The organism is Serratia sp. LTN-2 (genome assembly GCF_059740205.1).
On the sequence record NZ_JCAXDO010000015.1, the window covers coordinates 17,838 to 36,358 of the forward strand.

The 18,521-nt window shown below is 60.5% G+C and carries 24 protein-coding genes; 15 read left to right on the plus strand and 9 right to left on the minus strand.

The window, feature by feature from the left end:
• Nucleotides 1-2: 2 nt before the first annotated feature.
• Nucleotides 3-1,055, plus strand: coding sequence for an XdhC family protein (locus tag AC6BYQ_RS22030; RefSeq protein WP_074055094.1), 1,053 nt, complete (start codon nucleotides 3-5; stop codon nucleotides 1,053-1,055).
• On the opposite strand, the gene AC6BYQ_RS22035 is transcribed toward AC6BYQ_RS22030, so the two are convergent.
• Nucleotides 979-1,845 (minus strand): helix-turn-helix domain-containing protein, encoded by an 867-nt coding sequence (locus AC6BYQ_RS22035; RefSeq protein WP_019456084.1) that lies wholly within the window; start codon nucleotides 1,843-1,845, stop codon nucleotides 979-981. The genes AC6BYQ_RS22030 and AC6BYQ_RS22035 overlap by 77 nt on opposite strands.
• Nucleotides 1,846-1,996: 151 nt before the next feature.
• A complete protein-coding gene (gene fumA, locus AC6BYQ_RS22040; RefSeq protein WP_019456085.1) occupies nucleotides 1,997-3,643 on the minus strand; it encodes a class I fumarate hydratase FumA in 1,647 nt (548 codons plus the stop codon).
• A 350-nt stretch (nucleotides 3,644-3,993) separates the two neighbouring features.
• On the opposite strand from fumA, the gene AC6BYQ_RS22045 reads away from it, so the two are divergent.
• The 6 genes from AC6BYQ_RS22045 (at nucleotide 3,994) to ruvX (ending at nucleotide 8,184) form a co-directional block, all read left to right on the plus strand.
• Nucleotides 3,994-4,506, plus strand: a complete 513-nt coding sequence (locus AC6BYQ_RS22045; protein WP_004937462.1) for a SprT family zinc-dependent metalloprotease — start codon at nucleotides 3,994-3,996, stop codon at nucleotides 4,504-4,506.
• Nucleotides 4,507-4,607: 101 nt separating this feature from the next.
• A complete protein-coding gene (endA, locus tag AC6BYQ_RS22050) occupies nucleotides 4,608-5,303 on the plus strand; it encodes a deoxyribonuclease I (RefSeq protein WP_498057529.1) in 696 nt (231 codons plus the stop codon).
• A 69-nt stretch (nucleotides 5,304-5,372) separates the two neighbouring features.
• The gene (rsmE, locus tag AC6BYQ_RS22055; RefSeq protein WP_019456087.1) at nucleotides 5,373-6,104 is read left to right on the plus strand and encodes a 16S rRNA (uracil(1498)-N(3))-methyltransferase; all 732 of its coding nucleotides are present in this window, start codon (nucleotides 5,373-5,375) and stop codon (nucleotides 6,102-6,104) included.
• A 10-nt stretch (nucleotides 6,105-6,114) separates the two neighbouring features.
• The gene (gshB, locus tag AC6BYQ_RS22060) at nucleotides 6,115-7,065 is read left to right on the plus strand and encodes a glutathione synthase (protein WP_015379045.1); all 951 of its coding nucleotides are present in this window, start codon (nucleotides 6,115-6,117) and stop codon (nucleotides 7,063-7,065) included.
• 133 nt (nucleotides 7,066-7,198) lie between these two features.
• On the plus strand, nucleotides 7,199-7,762 hold the full coding sequence (locus AC6BYQ_RS22065; RefSeq protein WP_498057530.1) for a YqgE/AlgH family protein: 564 nt from the start codon (nucleotides 7,199-7,201) through the stop codon (nucleotides 7,760-7,762).
• Complete coding sequence (ruvX, locus tag AC6BYQ_RS22070) at nucleotides 7,762-8,184, plus strand: Holliday junction resolvase RuvX (protein WP_498057531.1); 423 nt, start codon at nucleotides 7,762-7,764, stop codon at nucleotides 8,182-8,184. Before AC6BYQ_RS22065 ends, ruvX begins: the two co-directional genes overlap by 1 nt.
• On the opposite strand, the gene AC6BYQ_RS22075 is transcribed toward ruvX, so the two are convergent.
• On the minus strand, nucleotides 8,181-9,203 hold the full coding sequence (locus AC6BYQ_RS22075) for a type IV pilus twitching motility protein PilT (protein WP_498057532.1): 1,023 nt from the start codon (nucleotides 9,201-9,203) through the stop codon (nucleotides 8,181-8,183). The two genes, ruvX and AC6BYQ_RS22075, sit on opposite strands and share 4 nt — an antisense overlap.
• Nucleotides 9,204-9,223: 20 nt before the next feature.
• On the opposite strand from AC6BYQ_RS22075, the gene AC6BYQ_RS22080 reads away from it, so the two are divergent.
• Genes AC6BYQ_RS22080 through hemW form a run of 6 tightly spaced genes read left to right on the plus strand, consistent with a single transcriptional unit; the run spans nucleotide 9,224 to nucleotide 13,392 of the window.
• Nucleotides 9,224-9,931 (plus strand): YggS family pyridoxal phosphate-dependent enzyme, encoded by a 708-nt coding sequence (locus AC6BYQ_RS22080; protein ID WP_019456090.1) that lies wholly within the window; start codon nucleotides 9,224-9,226, stop codon nucleotides 9,929-9,931.
• A 20-nt stretch (nucleotides 9,932-9,951) separates the two neighbouring features.
• Nucleotides 9,952-10,773 (plus strand): pyrroline-5-carboxylate reductase, encoded by an 822-nt coding sequence (gene proC, locus AC6BYQ_RS22085; RefSeq protein WP_019456091.1) that lies wholly within the window; start codon nucleotides 9,952-9,954, stop codon nucleotides 10,771-10,773.
• Between the two features lie 31 nt (nucleotides 10,774-10,804).
• Nucleotides 10,805-11,359 carry a YggT family protein gene (locus AC6BYQ_RS22090; protein WP_498057533.1) on the plus strand — a complete coding sequence of 185 codons (555 nt, stop codon included), beginning with the start codon at nucleotides 10,805-10,807 and terminating at the stop codon, nucleotides 11,357-11,359.
• Nucleotides 11,356-11,646 carry a DUF167 family protein YggU gene (gene yggU / locus AC6BYQ_RS22095; RefSeq protein ID WP_025160357.1) on the plus strand — a complete coding sequence of 97 codons (291 nt, stop codon included), beginning with the start codon at nucleotides 11,356-11,358 and terminating at the stop codon, nucleotides 11,644-11,646. Before AC6BYQ_RS22090 ends, yggU begins: the two co-directional genes overlap by 4 nt.
• Nucleotides 11,647-11,663: 17 nt before the next feature.
• Nucleotides 11,664-12,257: an XTP/dITP diphosphatase gene (locus tag AC6BYQ_RS22100; RefSeq protein ID WP_019456094.1), complete on the plus strand. Its 594-nt coding sequence runs from the start codon at nucleotides 11,664-11,666 to the stop codon at nucleotides 12,255-12,257.
• Nucleotides 12,250-13,392, plus strand: coding sequence for a radical SAM family heme chaperone HemW (gene hemW, locus AC6BYQ_RS22105; protein WP_033635947.1), 1,143 nt, complete (start codon nucleotides 12,250-12,252; stop codon nucleotides 13,390-13,392). Before AC6BYQ_RS22100 ends, hemW begins: the two co-directional genes overlap by 8 nt.
• A gap of 36 nt (nucleotides 13,393-13,428) precedes the next feature.
• Here hemW and AC6BYQ_RS22110 read toward each other — a convergent pair whose 3' ends face one another.
• The 6 genes from AC6BYQ_RS22110 to trmB form a co-directional block, all read right to left on the minus strand.
• Entirely contained in the window at nucleotides 13,429-13,677 is a 249-nt protein-coding gene (locus AC6BYQ_RS22110; RefSeq protein WP_004937422.1) for a DUF2442 domain-containing protein, read from the minus strand.
• Nucleotides 13,661-13,903: a DUF4160 domain-containing protein gene (locus AC6BYQ_RS22115; RefSeq protein ID WP_004937418.1), complete on the minus strand. Its 243-nt coding sequence runs from the start codon at nucleotides 13,901-13,903 to the stop codon at nucleotides 13,661-13,663. The genes AC6BYQ_RS22110 and AC6BYQ_RS22115 overlap by 17 nt, the downstream gene beginning before the upstream one ends.
• A 95-nt stretch (nucleotides 13,904-13,998) precedes the next feature.
• A complete protein-coding gene (locus AC6BYQ_RS22120) occupies nucleotides 13,999-14,721 on the minus strand; it encodes a YggN family protein (RefSeq protein WP_498057534.1) in 723 nt (240 codons plus the stop codon).
• A gap of 30 nt (nucleotides 14,722-14,751) precedes the next feature.
• Nucleotides 14,752-15,675 carry a glutaminase B gene (gene glsB, locus AC6BYQ_RS22125; protein ID WP_498057535.1) on the minus strand — a complete coding sequence of 308 codons (924 nt, stop codon included), beginning with the start codon at nucleotides 15,673-15,675 and terminating at the stop codon, nucleotides 14,752-14,754.
• A gap of 215 nt (nucleotides 15,676-15,890) precedes the next feature.
• Nucleotides 15,891-16,217: a YggL family protein gene (locus AC6BYQ_RS22130; protein ID WP_019456098.1), complete on the minus strand. Its 327-nt coding sequence runs from the start codon at nucleotides 16,215-16,217 to the stop codon at nucleotides 15,891-15,893.
• On the minus strand, nucleotides 16,217-16,936 hold the full coding sequence (gene trmB / locus AC6BYQ_RS22135; RefSeq protein ID WP_019456099.1) for a tRNA (guanosine(46)-N7)-methyltransferase TrmB: 720 nt from the start codon (nucleotides 16,934-16,936) through the stop codon (nucleotides 16,217-16,219). The genes AC6BYQ_RS22130 and trmB overlap by 1 nt, the downstream gene beginning before the upstream one ends.
• A gap of 177 nt (nucleotides 16,937-17,113) precedes the next feature.
• On the opposite strand from trmB, the gene mutY reads away from it, so the two are divergent.
• A complete protein-coding gene (gene mutY, locus AC6BYQ_RS22140) occupies nucleotides 17,114-18,214 on the plus strand; it encodes an A/G-specific adenine glycosylase (RefSeq protein WP_074055087.1) in 1,101 nt (366 codons plus the stop codon).
• Nucleotides 18,211-18,483, plus strand: a complete 273-nt coding sequence (locus AC6BYQ_RS22145; RefSeq protein WP_004937404.1) for an oxidative damage protection protein — start codon at nucleotides 18,211-18,213, stop codon at nucleotides 18,481-18,483. The genes mutY and AC6BYQ_RS22145 overlap by 4 nt, the downstream gene beginning before the upstream one ends.
• Nucleotides 18,484-18,521 lie beyond the last annotated feature (38 nt).

The following is an 18,521-nucleotide window of genomic DNA, read 5'->3' on the forward strand; positions in this document are numbered from 1 at the left end:
CTATGCAACATCTTGATGTCACCGTGGTCAGCCAGGCGATAAACTGGCTGCAACAACAGCCGGTCTGGCTATGCACCGTGCTCAGCACCTACGGCTCTTCGCCGCGGTCGCCGGGCGCGCTGATGGCGGCGACCCGTGACGGCCGCTACAGCGGCTCATTGTCGGGCGGGTGCGTGGAGGAAGACTTTCTGCGGCGCGTGGCCGCCGGGGAGTATCAGGCGGCCAGCCAGGTGATCCGTTACGGCGAAGGCGGCATGACGCCCAATGTAGCGCTGCCGTGCGGCGGCGTGTTGGACGTGCTGATCGAGTATCTGCCGGCGGGAGAAGCCAGCGTCGCTTACCTGCAGCGCATCGCCGGCGCGCTGGAAGGGCATCATGCGTTGCTCAAACGCCTGACGCTGCCCAACGCCTGCCATAGCCTTGAGCAGAGCCATTTCACCAGCGCCACTCAGGTTGAACGCCGGCTCGAGCAGATCACCCTGCATATCGCGGCCGCGCCGCGCCTGCTGATCGCCGGGCTGTCCAGCGTGGCGCTGTACTGCGCCGATTTCGCCGTAGCGCTGGGGTTTGAGGTGCTGGTGTGCGAGAACCGCCCTGAGGCGCTGGACAACTTCGCCGCCGAGCTGAAGCCCGGCGTGACGCTGCTGCGCCAGTTTCCGGCCAAGTTCATCGAGGAAGGCGGCTGCCATGCCAACACCGCCGTCGTGGCGCTGACCCACGATCCGCGGATGGACGACCTGACACTGATGGAAGCGATCCACACCCCGGCGTTTTACATCGGCGCCATGGGCTCGCTCAGAAACAGCGCGCGGCGGCGCCAGCGTTTGCAGCAGATCGCCGAGTTCACGCCGCAGGAGCTGGAACGCATCCATGCGCCGATCGGCCTGCCGCTCGGCAGCAAAACCCCGGCGGAAATCGCCCTGGCGGTGATGGCGGCTATCGTGCAGCAAAAAAACCGGCTGCCGGCCGCCGACGGGCTCAGTGCAGCGGCACCACCGGCACCAGATGCTGCAGCTCCAGGTGCAGCTCCTCTTTCCCGCTCAGCGAATAGCTGAACACCGTCATGTCCGGCCCGTCACCGCGGGCCAGCCCCATTTCGGGCAGCACCTGCGTGTAAATCTTAATGATGTGATCGTTGAGCGCCACCGGCTTGCCTGAATAGCGAAAACGGCAAAACTCGCCGTGGATCTCCGGCAGCGGCTCCAGCGCCACGCCTTCGCGCAGCGGATATTCCGTCTTCACGCCCAGGGTATAGTCGACTCTGACCCGCTCGCCGTCCGGCACCAGCTGGGTAAATGAATAGGTCTGCGTCGGGCGCTCGCCCAACAAGGTGTAGAACTGCGCCCGCAGCGCGCTGCGCAGCGGCAGGTGCGACTTATCCAGATTCTCGATATCCAGATGGTACGCGTAATGCTTGCCGTGAAACGCGTATTGCCCTCTGGCGATGCTGACGCGTTCGACCTGAATATCGCCGGGCTGGCTGGCCGCCAGCGAACGCACCAGGTTGCTGAAGTCCTGTTTGCGGGCATGGCGATACACGCTGGGCGATTCGGCGAAGTGTTTCTTGAAACAGCGCGAGAACGTCTGCTGATTATCGAATTGATATTCTACCGAAATATCGAGGATGCTCTTCTGCGTGAAACGCAAGGCGAAAGCGGCGAGATAGAGGCGGCGAGCGCGAATGTAAGAGGCTAACGACAATCCGGTCTGCTTCTTGAACATGCGCTGCAGGTACCATTTCGTATAGCCTGACTTGGCGGAAACGATATCCAACGACAGCGGATTGGTCAGGTTATCTTCAATCCAGACCAGCAGTTCCCTGATATGATTTTCCTGCGTTCCCATGTGATTGCTGAAACCTTCTGTTGCCGATATTCCATTAGTCGAATTTTAGTGCTATCCGCGTAGGGTATACAGGTTAAAACTCGGCGTCCAGCAAGCTACAGGACTTTACACAATCCCCCTTCGCCGCCCGCAGGCGGCGAAGGGGCAACGCTTATTTCAGACAGCTGGAGCATTGACCGGCCTGGATCTTCTGGAAGAAGTCATTGCCTTTGTCATCCACCAGGATAAACGCCGGGAAATCTTCCACTTCGATTTTCCAGATCGCTTCCATACCCAGCTCAGGATACTCCACGCACTCCAGGCTCTTGATGCTCTGCTGCGCCAGCACCGCCGCCGGGCCGCCGATGCTACCGAGGTAGAAACCGCCGTGCTTGTGGCAGGCATCCGTCACCTGCTGGCTGCGGTTGCCTTTCGCCAGCATGATCATGCTGCCGCCGTGGGATTGCAGCAGATCGACATAGGAATCCATACGCCCGGCGGTGGTTGGCCCCAACGAACCGGACGCATAGCCTTCCGGCGTTTTGGCCGGGCCGGCGTAATAGATCGGGTGATCCTTGACGTACTGCGGCAGGCCTTCACCGCGATCCAGACGCTCTTTCAGCTTGGCGTGCGCGATATCGCGACCGACGATGATGGTGCCGCTCAGCGACAGACGGGTGGAAACCGGGTACTGCGACAGCTGTTTGAGGATCTCGGCCATCGGGCGGTTGAGATCGACCTTGATCGCCTCGCCCTCCCCGGCCTGGCGCAGCTCCTGAGGAATGAATTTACCCGGATTGTGCTCCAGTTTTTCCAGCCAGATACCGTCGCGGTTGATCTTGCCTTTGATGTTTCGGTCCGCCGAGCAGGAGACACCCATGCCGACCGGGCAGGACGCGCCGTGGCGCGGCAGGCGCACTACGCGGATATCGTGCGCGAAGTATTTACCGCCGAACTGTGCGCCCAGCCCCAGGTTCTGCGCTTCTTGCAGCAGTTCCGCTTCGAGTTCCAGATCGCGGAACGCCTGGCCATGCTCGTTGCCTTCGGTCGGCAGACCGTCGTAATACTTGGTCGAGGCCAGCTTGACGGTTTTCAGCGTCGCTTCTGCCGAGGTGCCGCCGATGACGAACGCCACGTGATACGGCGGGCAAGCCGCAGTGCCCAGCGTGCGCATCTTGTCGACCAGGTAGTTTTTCAGTTTGCCCGGCGACAGCAGCGCCTTGGTTTCCTGATACAGATAGGTTTTGTTGGCGGAGCCGCCGCCCTTGGCGATACACAGGAACTTGTACTCTTCGCCGTCCACGCTGTAGAGATCGATCTGCGCCGGCAGGTTGCTGCCGGTATTGACCTCTTTGTACATATCCAGCGCGGCGTTCTGCGAATAGCGCAGGTTTTCTTCGATGTAGGTGTTATACACCCCGCGCGACAGGGCAGCTTCATCGCCGCCGCCAGTCCAGACGCGTTGGCCTTTCTTGCCCACGATGATCGCCGTGCCGGTGTCCTGGCAGGTCGGTAAAATACCCTTGGCGGCGATTTCTGAGTTACGCAGAAATTGCAGCGCAACGTACTTGTCGTTTTCGCTGGCGTCCGGATCTTTGAGGATATCGGCCACCTGCTGTTGGTGCGCCGGGCGCAGCATGAACGACGCGTCGTGGAACGCATGCTGGGCAAGCAGGGTTAACGCTTCAGGGGCAACTTTCAGAATTTCCTGGCCTTCAAATTCGCTCACGGAAACGTGGTCGCGGCTCAGCAGGTAGTATTCGGTATCGTCTTTCTTCAGCGGGAACGGATCTTGATAGTGGAACGGTTTATTCGACATTGATCTCTCACTTGCAACATCAGCTGCGTTAAATTCACACTTGCGGCGCACGGCTCGGCGCCTTGTCAAAAAACTGCCCCCACCTTACGTATTTTTAATCAGTCAGTTATTGCGCCAAATCGCAAAATAACCGCTCTTTGCGTAAGGGATTACCACAGGCGGCGTTTCAACCTTGCTCGGTGAGAACTGCGGGTACAGGCTCATCATGCACGCTTTATTATCCCGCAGTTAACACATTGATTACAATCCATCGGCAGCGATCGCCTTATCAATGTGGTGAAAAAGCGCCGGATGCGGATTTGCGACGGGGCATATTGTCAGTCGCCCCGCCATTGCTTAAGCTAGCCGCAATGAACAAACCAAGAATCCCCATCGCGCTGCAACAAGCGGTGATGCGCTGCCTGCGAGAAAAGCTGCAGTTGGCCCGCCAGCATTTTGCCGTCGAATTCCCCGAACCCAGCATCGTCTATCAGCAACGCGGCACCAGCGCGGGCACCGCCTGGCTGCAAAGTTGGGAAATCCGCCTGAATCCGGTGCTGCTGCTGGAAAACCAACAGCCGTTTATCGATGAAGTGGTGCCGCACGAGCTGGCGCACCTGCTGGTGTTTCGCCAATTCGGCCGGGTGGCGCCGCACGGCCGCGAATGGCGCTGGATGATGGAAAGCGTGTTGTTGACGCCCGCCAGCCGCACTCACCGTTTCGAAACCGCCTCGGTGCAAAGCAAAACCTTCCCCTACCGCTGCGGCTGCGGGCAGCACCAGCTCACCATCCGCCGCCATAACCGCGTGCTGCGCGGCGAAAGCGAATACCGCTGCCGCCGCTGCGGTGAGAAACTGAAATTTCTCGCCAGCGAGAACCTTTAGCTAAACGATTTATACGTTAAAACAAGCAAATATCGCCATTTGCCACTGCCGGCAAGTTCCGCTACCCTGCCTGCTTTTCCAATTTTGAGCTGTTTTGGAATATGCTTCGCAGAATTTTGTTTATGGCGGTTTTCACCGCAGGCGCCGCACAGGCGCACGGCATCAATAACTTCTCTCAGGCCAAAGCGGCGGCGGCCAAGATTAACCAGGATGCGCCAGGCAGTTTTTACTGCGGCTGCCGTATCGACTGGCAAGGTAAAAAAGGCATCCCGGATCTCGCCGGCTGTGGCTATCAGGTGCGTAAAAACGCCCAGCGCGCACAGCGCATCGAATGGGAACACGTGGTGCCGGCCTGGCAGTTCGGCCACCAGCTGCAGTGCTGGCAAGACGGCGGGCGCAAGAACTGCAACAAAGACGCCACCTATCGCCAGATAGAAACCGATCTGCACAACCTGCAGCCGGCGATCGGCGAAGTGAACGGCGACCGCAACAACTTCATGTACAGCCAATGGAACGGCGGCGAAGGCCAGTACGGACAGTGTCCGATGAAAGTGGACTTCAAGAATAAACAGGCGGAACCGCCTGCCCGCGCCCGCGGTGCCATCGCCCGCACCTACTTCTACATGCGCGATCGCTACCAGCTGCGGCTATCGCGCCAGCAAACCCAGCTGTTCGAGGTGTGGAACCGGCAATATCCGGTGAGCCAATGGGAATGTCAGCGCGAAGCACGTATCGCCAAGGTGCAGGGCAACCACAACCCCTATATTCAACAGGCTTGTCAGCAGCAGAAAAGCTAACCTACTATAGCCTTTATCTTTCATGGTGCCGCCAACCTGCGGCGCCGTTTCGTCAGGATCACACTACCCATGCGCATACCCCGCATTTACCATCCGCAACCGCTGACCGACCAGGCGGAGATCGCCCTCAGCGAGGACGCCGCCAACCATGTCGGGCGCGTGCTGCGCATGAGCGCCGGCCAGGCGCTGCAGCTGTTCGACGGCAGCAACCAGGTGTTCGACGCCGAGATAGTTCGGGTGGACAAGAAGAGCGTGCTGGTGCGCCTCGGCGACGGCCGCGTAGATGACATCGAATCGCCGCTCAACCTGCATCTGGGCCAGGTGATCTCGCGCGGCGAGAAGATGGAGTTCACCATCCAGAAATCCATCGAGCTGGGCGTCAACGTCATCACCCCGCTGTTTTCCGAGCGCTGCGGCGTCAAACTGGACGGCGAGCGTCTGGCGAAGAAAATCCAGCAATGGCAAAAGATCGCCATCGCCGCCTGCGAACAGTGCGGCCGCAACCGCATTCCGGAAATCCGCGAGGCGATGTCGCTGGAGGCCTGGTGCGCCGAGCAGGACGGCAGCCTGAAGCTCAACCTGCACCCGCGCGCCAGCCACAGCATCAACACGTTGCCGCAGCCGGTGGATCGCGTTCGCCTGCTGATCGGCCCGGAAGGCGGTTTGTCCGCTGACGAAATCGCCATGACCACCGACCACGGATTTACTGATATTCTGCTGGGACCACGCGTTCTGCGTACCGAAACCACAGCGCTCACCGCCATTACCGCTCTGCAGGTCCGCTTCGGCGACCTGGGTTAAAGGAGAAAAGATGATTAAGCTCGGCATCGTGATGGACCCAATCGATTCCATCAACATCAAGAAAGACACCAGCTTCGCCATGCTGCTCGAAGCGCAGCGCCGCGGTTACGAATTGCACTACATGGAGATGAACGATCTCTATCTGCATGCCGGTGACGGGCGCGCCCGCACCCGCCTGCTGAGCGTGAAGGAAGACAAGGAGAGCTGGTTCAGCTTCGGCGCCGAGCAGGATCTGGCGCTGCACGAGCTGGACGTGATCCTGATGCGCAAGGATCCGCCGTTCGATACCGAATACATCTACGCGACCTACATTCTGGAACGCGCCGAGGTTAAAGGCACGCTGGTGGTCAACAAGCCGCAAAGCCTGCGCGATTGCAACGAGAAGCTGTTCACCGCCTGGTTCCCAGAGCTGACGCCGGATACGCTGGTCAGCCGCAGCGCCGCGCACATCCGCAAATTCCACCAGCAGCACGGCGACATCATCCTGAAGCCGCTGGACGGCATGGGCGGCGCGTCGATCTTCCGCGTGAAGCAGGACGATCCTAACCTGTCGGTGATCATCGAAACCCTGACCGAACACGGCAGCCGTTTCTGCATGGCGCAGAACTTCCTGCCGGCGATCAAGGACGGTGACAAGCGCATCCTGGTCGTCGACGGCGAGCCGGTGCCTTACTGCCTGGCGCGCATTCCGGCGCAGGGCGAGACCCGCGGCAACCTGGCGGCCGGCGGCCGTGGCGAAGCGCGCCCGCTGAGCGAGAGCGACTGGAAAATCGCCCGCACCGTCGCCCCGACGCTGAAAGAGAAAGGGCTGATCTTCGTCGGCCTGGACGTGATCGGCGACCGCCTGACTGAAATCAACGTCACCAGCCCGACCTGCGCGCGCGAGATCGAAGCGGCATTCCCGATTTCGATTACCGGCATGCTGATGGACGCCATTGAAAAGCGCCTGGCGGCGAAGTAATGCGCAATGCGGGCGGCATGCCGCCCGCTGTTCTGCATCGCGCCCGCCAAAGCGCGCCTTGAAAGGCGGCGGGTATAGCCGCATACTGGCGGCTGTTTATTTTCTCACCCATTGATTACCTTATACTAACGCCATGAATTTACAGCACCATTTTCTGATCGCCATGCCAACCTTGCAGGATCCTCGCTTCAAACGCTCGGTGATTTATATCTGCGAGCACAATGAAGAAGGCGCCATGGGTTTGGTGATCAATAAACCGGTGGAGCAATTCACGGTAGCCACGGTGCTGAGCAAGCTGAAGATCATGCCGCCTGCGCGCGATCCGGCCATCAGCCTGGACAAACCGGTGTTCGCCGGCGGCCCCCTGGCGGACGATCGTGGGTTTATCCTGCATACGCCGCGCCACGGCTTCGGCGCCAGCATTCAAATTTCTCCCAACACCATGATCACCACCTCGAAAGACGTGCTGGAGACGCTCGGCACCCCGGAACAACCGGACGACGTGCTGGTGGCGCTGGGCTATGCAGGTTGGGAAAAGGGCCAGCTGGAGAAAGAGGTGTTGGAAAACGCCTGGCTGACCATCGAAGCCAACACCGACATTCTGTTCCGCACGCCGATCGCCAGCCGCTGGCGCGAGGCGGGGAACCTTCTGGGCATCGATATTCGCAGCATCGCCAACCATGCAGGACACGCCTGATGAGCAACCGCACCATTATCGCCTTCGACTTCGGCACCAAAAGCATCGGCGCGGCCATCGGCCAGGAGCTGACCGGCAGCGCTCGCGCACTGGCGGCGTTCAAAGCGCATGACGGTTCGCCGGACTGGCTGAAAATTGAAAAACTGCTGAAGGAGTGGCAGCCGGATCTGGTGGTGGTCGGTCTGCCGCTGAACATGGACGGCACCGAACAGCCCGTTACCGCCCAGGCGCGCAAATTCGCCAATCGCCTGCACGGCCGTTTCGGCATCCAGATCGAGCTGCAAGACGAGCGCCTGAGCACCGTAGAAGCGCGCGCCAACCTGTTCGATCGCGGCGGCTTTCGCGCACTCGATAAAGGCAGCGTGGACTCCGCTTCCGCGGTGGTGATCCTCGAAAGCTGGTTCGAACGGCAGCTGGGCTAAAGACCCGCCCTCTCCCCCGCGCTATCCCCCAGCAAACCGGCGTCGATCCGCTGCTGCAAACCTTGCTCAAAGGTTTGCATGCCGGACTGCGCGCCGGTTTGCAACACGCTCGCCAGCTGATGCGTTTTCCCTTCGCGGATCAGGCTGCTGACCGCCGCCGTCGCCGTCAGCACTTCGAAGATCGCCACTCGCCCGCCGCCGGGCCGTCTCATCAGCCTTTGCGCGATCACCGCCTGCAGGCTGCCCGCCAGTTGGGCGCGCACATAGGGTTTCTCGTCCGCCGGAAACACGTCCACCAGCCGCTCCACCGCCTGCGGCGCGCTGCGGGTGTGCAGCGTCGCCAGCACCAGGTGGCCGGTCTCCGCCGCGGTGAGCGCCAGCCGGATAGTGGCGACATCACGCAGCTCGCCCAGCAGGATCACGTCGGGATCTTCACGCAGCGCGGCGCGTAACGCCACATCGAAGCTGTGGCTGTCGCGGCCGATCTCTCGCTGCTGGATCAGCGATCGTCGGCTGCGGTGCAGGAATTCGATCGGATCTTCCAGCGTCAGAATGTGCCGCTGCTGATGCCGGTTGATCTCGTCGATCATCGCCGCCAGCGTGGTGGATTTACCGCTGCCGGTGGCGCCGCTGATCAGGATCAAGCCGTCGTCGCGCCGCAGCAGCGCCGGGACGATGGCCGGCGCCGCCAGCTCGGCAAGCGAGGGCGACTGCCCGGCGATGCGCCGCAACGCGAGAGACATCCCCGCGCTTTGTTGAAAAACATTGGCGCGCAGCCGCTCCCCGCCCGGCCGGTGCAACGCCAGATCGACCTGCCCCAACCGCAGCAGGCTCTCGCGCTGCTGCGCATTCAGCAATTCGTCGCAGAGGGTCTGCACGCCTTGCGCCGTCAGCGTTGGCGCCGCCGCCAGCGGCTGCAGTTCACCGTCGATGCGCAACATCGGCGGATGACCGGCACAAAGGTGCAGATCGGAAGCATTATGCTTTACACTAAGGGCCACGAATTCATCGATATCCATATCACTCTCCCGGGTCAATAATGAGCACTATCCAACAGAACCTGCAGGATGTCAGAAACCGCATCGCGGCCGCCGCGCAAAACTGCGCGCGGGCGCCAGAAGAAGTTGCCCTGCTTGCCGTCAGCAAAACCAAACCTGTGGCGGCGATCGCAGAAGCCATCGCCGCCGGCCAGCGCGCCTTCGGCGAGAACTACGTGCAGGAAGGGGTAGACAAGATCCGGCATTTCGCCGAATCGCCGCAGGGCGGCGAGCTGGTGTGGCACTTTATCGGCCCGCTGCAATCCAATAAGAGTCGGCTGGTGGCGGAACACTTCGCCTGGTGCCATACCGTGGATCGGCTGCGCATCGCCCAGCGCCTGAGCGATCAGCGCCCGGCCGACATGCCGCCGCTCAACGTGCTGATTCAAATCAACATCAGCGACGAGCAAAGCAAATCCGGCATCGCGCTGGCCGAACTGCCGGCGCTGGCCGAGGCGATCGCCGCGCTGCCGAACCTGGCGCTGCGCGGCCTGATGGCCATCCCGGCACCGGAAGCAGATTATCAGCGGCAGCTGGCGGTATTCAGCCGGATGAACGACGCATTTCTCGCCCTGCGCCAGCGTTATCCGCAGGTCGATACGCTGTCGATGGGCATGACGGACGACATGGCGGCGGCGATCGCCGCCGGCAGCACCCTGGTGCGTATCGGCACCGCAATTTTTGGCGCCCGCGACTACTCGCAGGCCTGACAAAACAGACGAGGGATTTGATGCAACATCGCAAGATTACCTTTATCGGCGCCGGCAACATGGCGCGTGCAATCATCGCCGGCCTGGTGGCGGGCGGTTATCCGGCCAAATCCATCAGCGTCTGCGCCCCTTCGCCGAAAAACCGTGACGCGCTGGCGGCGGACTACGGCATCGTCAGCAGCGGCGACAACATCGCCTGCGCGCGCGAGGCCGACGTGGTGGTGCTGGCGGTCAAACCGCAGATGATGGCCGACGTGTGCCAACCGCTGCGCGAGCAGGTCGATTTCAGCGGCAAACTGGTGCTGTCGATCGCCGCCGGCATTCAGGTCAGCCGGTTCTATCAGCTGCTGGGCGACAAGCTGGACATCGTGCGCATCATGCCCAACACCCCGTCGCTGGTCGGCAAGGGTATGAGCGGGCTGTACGCGCCGGCGCAGGTCAGCCAGCAGGATCGCGATTACACCGGCGATTTAATGGCGTCGGTCGGTAAAGTTTGCTGGGTAGATGACGAAAATGGCATCAACGGCGTGATCGCCGCCGCGGGCAGCGCCCCGGCTTATTTCTTCCTGTTTATGGAAGCGATGCAAAAAGAAGCCGAGCGCATGGGCTTCGATAGCCAGACCGCGCGCGATCTGGTGCAGCAGGCCGCTTCCGGCGCCGCCGCGCTGGTTGAAGCCAACCCGGATACGCCGCTGGGTACGCTGCGCGAGCAGGTGACCTCCAAAGGCGGCACCACCGCCGAAGCGCTGCGGGTGTTCAATGAACGCCAGCTGCCGGAAACCGTGGCACAAGCGATGCAAGCCGCCGTTTCCCGTGCGCAAGAGATGGAAAAATTATTTTAAATAACCACGAGTTAAGGAGAAGGACCACTTCATGCTAACGCTGACTTTCCTGGTCAAGACCGTTATTGATCTGTACGTAATGGTGCTGTTGCTGCGCATTTGGATGCAATGGACGCGCACCGATTTTTATAACCCGTTCTCGCAGTTCGTGGTGAAGATCACCCAACCGGTGGTCGGCCCGCTGCGCCGCATCATTCCGTCGCTGGGGCCTATCGACAGCGCTTCGCTGTTGCTGGCATTCCTGCTGATGACCATCAAGTACCCGCTGCTGCTGCTGATTCAAGGCGGTGCGATGTCGCTCAGCCCCTATAACCTGCTGTTCGGCCTGATCTCGCTGGTGAAGTCCGTCGGCTACCTGATCTTCTGGGTGATGATCATTCGCGCGCTGATGAGCTGGGTAAGCCAGGGCCGCAGCCCGATCGACTACGTGATGTACCAGTTGACCGAACCCTTGATGGCGCCGATCCGCCGCATCATCCCGGCGATGGGCGGCATCGACTTTTCCGCCATGGTGGTGATCCTGATCCTCTATCTGCTCAACTACCTGGGCATGGATCTGTTCCCCCAACTTTGGTTCCTGCTGTGAGTGCAGTCACTTCGGTGCTGGACGGGCTGGCGATCAGGCTATATATTCAGCCGAAAGCCAGCCGCGACCAAATTATCGGCTTGCATGGCGACGAACTGAAAGTCGCCATCACCGCCCCGCCGGTCGACGGCCAAGCCAACGCCCATCTGATCAAGTTTATCGCCAAGCAGTTCAAAGTGGCGAAAAGCAACGTCACCATCGAGAAAGGCGAACTGGGGCGGCATAAACAGTTACGCATCGTGAATCCGCAACAGCTCCCCGCCGTGGTCGCGGCGCTCATCGAATAATTTTCAAGGTAGTCATTATGCAAAAAGTCGTTCTTGCCACCGGTAATCCGGGCAAAGTGCGCGAACTCGCCGATCTGTTGGCCGATTTCGGCCTGGACGTGGTCGCGCAAACCGATCTGGGCGTGGAATCCGCCGAAGAGACCGGCCTGACGTTTATCGAAAACGCCATTCTGAAAGCGCGCCATGCGGCACAGGTCACCGGCCTGCCGGCGATCGCCGACGACTCCGGCCTGGCGGTAGATGCGCTGGGCGGCGCGCCGGGCATCTACTCCGCACGCTACGCCGGTGAAGACGCCGACGATCGGCAGAACCTCGACAAGCTGTTGGCGGCGCTGAAAGACGTGGCGCCAGGCCAGCGCGGCGCGCAATTCCACTGCGTGCTGGTCTATCTGCGCCACGCACAAGACCCGACGCCGCTGGTGTTCCACGGCAGCTGGGCCGGCGAGATCGCCGAGCAGGCAGCCGGTGAAGGCGGCTTCGGTTACGATCCTGTCTTCTACGTGCCGGAACTGGGCCGCACCGCCGCCGAGCTGAGCCGCGACGAAAAGCGGGCGATTTCTCATCGCGGCAAGGCGCTGAAGCTGATGTTGGAAACCCTGCGCAATGCTTAAGCTGCCCCCGCTGAGTCTCTATATCCACATCCCGTGGTGCGTGCAGAAATGCCCGTACTGCGACTTCAACTCCCATGCGCTGAAGGGTGACGTGCCGCATCAGGAGTATGTCGATCATCTGTTGGCGGATCTGGATGCCGATCTACCGCTGGCCGGCGGCCGGGAGATAAGCACCATATTTATCGGCGGCGGCACCCCCAGCCTGCTGAGCGCCGAGGCGATGCAAGCCTTGCTGGACGGCGTGCGGGCGCGCATTCGCGTCGCCGACGACGCCGAAATCACCATGGAAGCCAACCCCGGCACCGTGGAGGCCGATCGCTTCAGCGGCTACCAGCGCGCCGGCGTCAACCGCATCTCCATCGGGGTGCAGAGCTTCAGCGCCGAGAAGCTGACCCGCCTGGGGCGCATCCACGGCCCGGAAGAGGCCAAGCGCGCGGCAACGCTGGCGACTGGCCTCGGCCTGCGCAGCTTCAACCTCGATCTGATGCACGGCCTGCCGGACCAGTCGCTGGAAGAGGCGCTGGACGATCTGCGCCAGGCTATCGCCCTCAACCCGCCGCACCTGTCGTGGTATCAGCTGACCATCGAGCCGAACACCCTGTTCAGTTCACGCCCGCCGGTTTTGCCGGACGACGATGCGCTGTGGGACATCTTCGAACGCGGTCACCAGCTGTTGAGCGCCGCCGGCTATCAGCAGTACGAAACCTCGGCCTACGCCAAGCCGGGCTACCAATGCCAACACAACCTCAATTACTGGCGCTTCGGCGACTATCTGGGGATCGGCTGCGGCGCGCACGGCAAGGTGACCTTCAGCGACGGCCGCATCCTGCGCACCGCCAAGACCAAACACCCGCGCGGCTTCATGCGCGGTGACTACATGGACAAGCAGCATGAGGTGGCGGCGGCGGATCGGCCGTTCGAGTTCTTCATGAACCGCTTCCGCTTGCTGGAAGCCGCGCCGCGCGCCGACTTCGTCAACTACACCGGGCTGGCGGAAAGCGTCATTCGCCCGCAATTGGACGAGGCGTTGGCCAAAGGCTATCTGGAAGAAACCGCTGAGCACTGGCAGATCACCGAGAAGGGCAAGCTGTTCCTCAACTCGCTGCTGGAGCTGTTCCTGGCGGACGACGAGTAAAAAAAAGCGCTGAATAATCAGCGCTTTTTTTCAGGTTCAGGCGGCATTATGAGGGCGATGCGTCACGTCACCACGCCCCTTCAGCAATCCCTCAACGGAAACATCCTCGTCCAACGCATCCCAATGGATGCCGCGAGCGCTGAGTTCATACTCTGCCCGCTGTTCTTGCGTCGCATTCAACAAACGCGGAAACCAGGCCAGCGGCACGCCAATAATTCTGGCGTCGCTCAGTTCGACCCACATCGTCGCATCGTCAAAGCTGACGCGTTTAGCCGAAATACTCATGCCAAGCCTCCAAAAATAATGCCTGATAGGTATCAACCAGACCCGCCAGCTCTTTTAGCGTCCTGGCGTTAAAGCCGTCATTACGCGCCAACTGCACGCCAGGAACCAACCAAAATTTCGCTTCAGCCTCAGCGTCTCTGATATGAACATGCGGCGGCTCAAGCGGGTCACCCTCGTTGGAATAAAAAAAGAACCTGTAGCCTTTATAACGGAATATCACTGGCATCAATGCAAAATCCTTTTGCCGATTGATTATAGTTTAGCCAGTTTGTCAGATAGCCGTCGTGAGGTCAAAAAACGCACGGCGGCTATTCCTATCCGTTATTTCAACGCCTTCAGCAGATCCTTGCGCTGGGTTTCCAGTGCGGTGACGCGGTTACACACATCGTGGCCGAAGTTCTGGAAGTCCTGTTCCTGGTTGTTCCACTCGTTCTGGATCGCCTTCTGCAAGCCGCCCAGGTTGCCCATGATCGCCTGCAGCGGGTTGCCGCCGCTGTTGGCGGCCTGTTTGACGCCCATCTCGTTCAGGCTGTCCTGCAGCACGCCGCCCATGCTCTGCTGCACGATGTTGCGGCCGTCCTGTTCCACCTGGTCGATCGCCTTGTGGTGGAAGGTCAGGCCGTCGCTGCGGTGCTCGATGATACGGTTCATTTGCTGTTTCAGCTGGCCATTCAGGGTGGTCAGGCGGTTGCGCACGTTGCTGTTGCTGCCCAGCTCTTTGACAATCACCTTATCCAGCGCCGAGCGGGCTTTCTCCAGGTGTTTCTGCGCGCCGTCGTCGATCCACGGCAGCTGCTTGCGCAGCGCGCTCTGGTAACTGAAGGCTTTCTGCCGCTGGCTGTCGTTCAGGCTCAGCGCCTGGCCGTTGCGGATCACGTCGCCATCCGGCGAGATTTGCAGGTCGCCGCTGGCGCCTTTCACCTGCACGCTTTGCGGACTGATGATCACATCGTCCTGGGGTTTAACGCTGCATTGGTACTCGGCGTGGGCCTGCGCGACAGTCGCCGCCAGCAGCAGTAAGGCTAACCCGGTTTTCTTCAACATAGCTTCTCCTGACTCCCATCCAGATTGGGATTAAAAAATCGAACGACCGATACGTTGAGACAACAGTTCCAGCGCCGCAGTTCCCGCCAACGAGTTGCCGGATGCATCCAGCTCCGGCGACCAGACGACGATCGACAGCTCATCCGGCACGATGGCCACGATGCCGCCGCCCACGCCGGACTTGCCCGGCATTCCCACCCGATAGGCGAATTCGCCGGCACCGTCGTACATGCCGCTGGTCATCATCAGGGCGTTGATCTGCCGGGCCTGCAGCGGGCTGATCACCGCCGCGCCGCTGAGATCGCGGCCGTGGTTAGCCAGATAGACGAAGCTGCGCGCCAGTTCCACGCAGCTCATGCGCAGCGCGCAGTAGTGGAAATAGGTTTGCAGCACGGTGATCACGTCGTTTTCGAAGTTGCCGAACGACTTCATCAGATAGGCGATGGCCGCATTGCGATCGGAGTGTTCGAACTCGGAGCGCGCCACCCGCAGGTCATAGGCCAGATCGTCTTCGCCGGCCAACTGACGCACCACCTCCAGCATGCGCTGTTTGGGGGCGCTGAGCCGGGTTTGCAGCATGTCGCAGACTACCAGCGCACCGGGGTTGATAAACGGATTGCGCGGTTTGCCCTGCTCCATCTCCAGCTGCAGCAGCGAGTTGAACGGCAGGCCGGAAGGCTCTTTGCCCACGCGCCGCCAGATCTCAGGCTCCTGATAGCGCGTCAGCGCCAGCGTCAGGCTCAGCACTTTAGAGATCGACTGGATAGAGAAGCGCTCCGCGGCGTCGCCGGCCTGGAACAGTTCACCGTCCACCGTGCAAACGGCGATCGCCAACCGGTCGGCGGGCACTTCTGCCAACGCAGGGATGTAGTCGGCCACTTTCCCCTGGCCAATCAGCGGGCGCACCTGTTGCAGGATCTCCTCCAGCAACGCGTTATCCAATGTTGTTACCACCTCGGTCACACTCCGGGCAAAACAAAGGCGCCGTTAAGGCACCTTAAATCCATCCCCGTCATACTTGAATCCGCATCTGTGTTGGCCGCGAGCGCTCACCCCAGTCACTTACTGAAGTAAGCTCCTGGGGACTCACCCTCTTGCCGCCGTGATGCGAATCCAATTATTTAGGGGGAAATAAGCAGCGCGAAGCCGCGCTCATCGGGCAAGCGCGATCAATCCCACCAGATATCGAACAGATCGCTGACCTTAACGTCGGTCAGTTTGCGCGCTTCCAGCCAGTTTTTCACCAGTTCGCGCTGCTCGTCGGTGCAGTGGCCGATCTTCTGCAGGCAGATCAGACCTTCCCACTGCAGGTAGCCGCTGCCGTCAAACGCCAGACCGTTCGGCTCGATCACTTCATCGATGAAGGTATCCAACGTGCTGTCGATGTCTTCCACCGACGTGCCTTCGGCGAAACGCCAGGCTACGGAGAAACCCAGCTCCTGAAATTCTTCAATGTGCAATTTTTTACGTAAACGACGACTGCGGTTCTTAGCCATTATTCTTTCCTCTCAAACATCAAGTCCCAAACGCCATGTCCCAGGCGCTGGCCGCGTAATTCAAATTTCGTCAGCGGGCGTGAATCCGGACGCGGCACGTAATCATTATCGCTGGAAAGATTACGATAGCCTGCGACCCCGTTCATAACCTCTAACATATGTTCCGCATAAGGTTGCCAATCGGTGGCCATGTGGAAGACGCCGCCGGTCTTCAGTTTGCGCAGTACCAGTTCGACAAACGGCGTTTGCACGATGCGGCGCTTGTTGTGGCGCGCCTTGTGCCACGGATCGGGGAAGAACAGCTGCACCATGTCCAGCGAGCCGTCCGGGATCATGTTTTCCAGCACTTCAACCGCGTCGTGACACATCACGCGCAGGTTGCTCAGCTCCGCCTCGTGGGCGTCGGCCAGGCAGGCGCCCACGCCCGGCGAGTGCACCTCAATCCCTAAAAAGTTCTGCTGCGGGTTGTTGCCCGCCATGGTCACCAGCGAGGCGCCCATGCCAAAACCGATCTCCAGCACCGTCGGCGCTTCGCGGCCAAACAGCGCGGCGAGATCGACAGCTTCAGCCTGATACTCCACGCCCATCACCGGCCAATAGTTCTCCAGCGCGTGCTGCTGGCCTTTGGTCAGCCGCCCCTGGCGGCGGACAAAACTGCGGATACGGCGCATCGCGCGGCCGTTCTCATCAAATTCCGGGGAGATGACGTCATTAATCATAGTGCTTTCTGTCTGTTTGGCTGCCAATTAGGGAAACGCGCATTATGCAAAGATACATTGGTTTAGCAAGTGTTCATCTTCTGTACCCGCCGTGCGGCGTCGGAAAGTTCCGGTTTACAGCATCATGACTCTATGCTGCAATCTCGCTTCATTTTCTGCCGGATAACGACTCTGCTCATGATGCAAGCACAACAATTCGCACAGGTGGTGCTTGACTGGTACCAGCGCTACGGCCGCAAAACCCTACCGTGGCAGCTGGAGAAAACCGCCTATCAAGTATGGCTCTCCGAGGTGATGTTGCAACAGACTCAGGTTGCCACCGTCATTCCTTATTTTCAGCGCTTTATGGCTCGTTTTCCCAACGTGCGTGCGCTGGCGGAAGCCCCGCTGGACGAAGTGTTGCATCTGTGGACCGGTCTCGGCTATTACGCCCGCGCCCGCAACCTGCACAAGGCGGCTCAGACCATTGTCTCACAGCACGGCGGCGAGTTCCCGACAACCTTCGCAGAAATCGCCGATTTGCCGGGCGTCGGCCGCTCCACCGCCGGCGCGGTGCTGTCGTTGGCGCTGGGCCAACACTATCCGATCCTCGACGGCAACGTGAAGCGCGTGCTGGCCCGCTGCTACGCGGTAGAAGGCTGGCCGGGCAAGAAAGAGGTCGAAAACCGGCTGTGGAAAATCAGCGAAGAGGTCACCCCGGCACAGGGCGTCGGCCAGTTCAACCAGGCGATGATGGATCTGGGCGCCATGGTCTGCACCCGCTCCAAACCCAAGTGTGAACTCTGCCCGCTCAACGTCGGCTGCCTGTCTTACGCCAATCACAGCTGGGCCAACTACCCCGGCAAGAAACCCAAGCAGACCCTGCCGGAAAAAACCGCTTATTTCTTGTTGCTGCAGCACGGCGACCGCGTGTGGCTGGAACAACGCCCGGCGGTGGGCCTGTGGGGCGGCCTGTTCTGCTTCCCGCAGTTCAGCGCGCGCGTGGATTTGGAACTCTGGCTGCAGCAGCGCGGTCTGAAAGGCAAGCGCCTCGAGCAGTTGACCGCGTTTCGCCACACGTTCAGCCATTTCCATCTCGATATCGTGCCGATGTGGCTGTCGCTCGATGCGGCGGGCAGCGGCATGGATGAGGGCGCAGGTCTCTGGTATAACTTAGCGCAGCCGCCATCGGTCGGGCTGGCAGCGCCGGTGGATCGCCTGTTGCAACAGCTGGCGAAGCAGCCCCCGATCCAACAAAACTTATATGGCGATAGCGCCATCGATGAGGAATTAGCATGAGCCGCACCATTTTTTGTACTTTCCTGCAGCGCGACGCCGAAGGCCAGGATTTCCAGCTTTATCCGGGCGACGTCGGCAAACGCATCTACAACGAGATCTCCAAGGAGGCCTGGGGCGAGTGGATGAAGAAGCAGACCATGCTGATCAACGAGAAGAAGCTGAACATGATGAACGTGGACGACCGCAAGCTGCTGGAAGAGGAAATGATCAAGTTCCTGTTCGAAGGACACGACGTGCACATCGAAGGCTATACGCCGCCGAGCGAATAACGCTGTTGGGGCCAGGCGCTGGCCCGCTTCAATCCTCT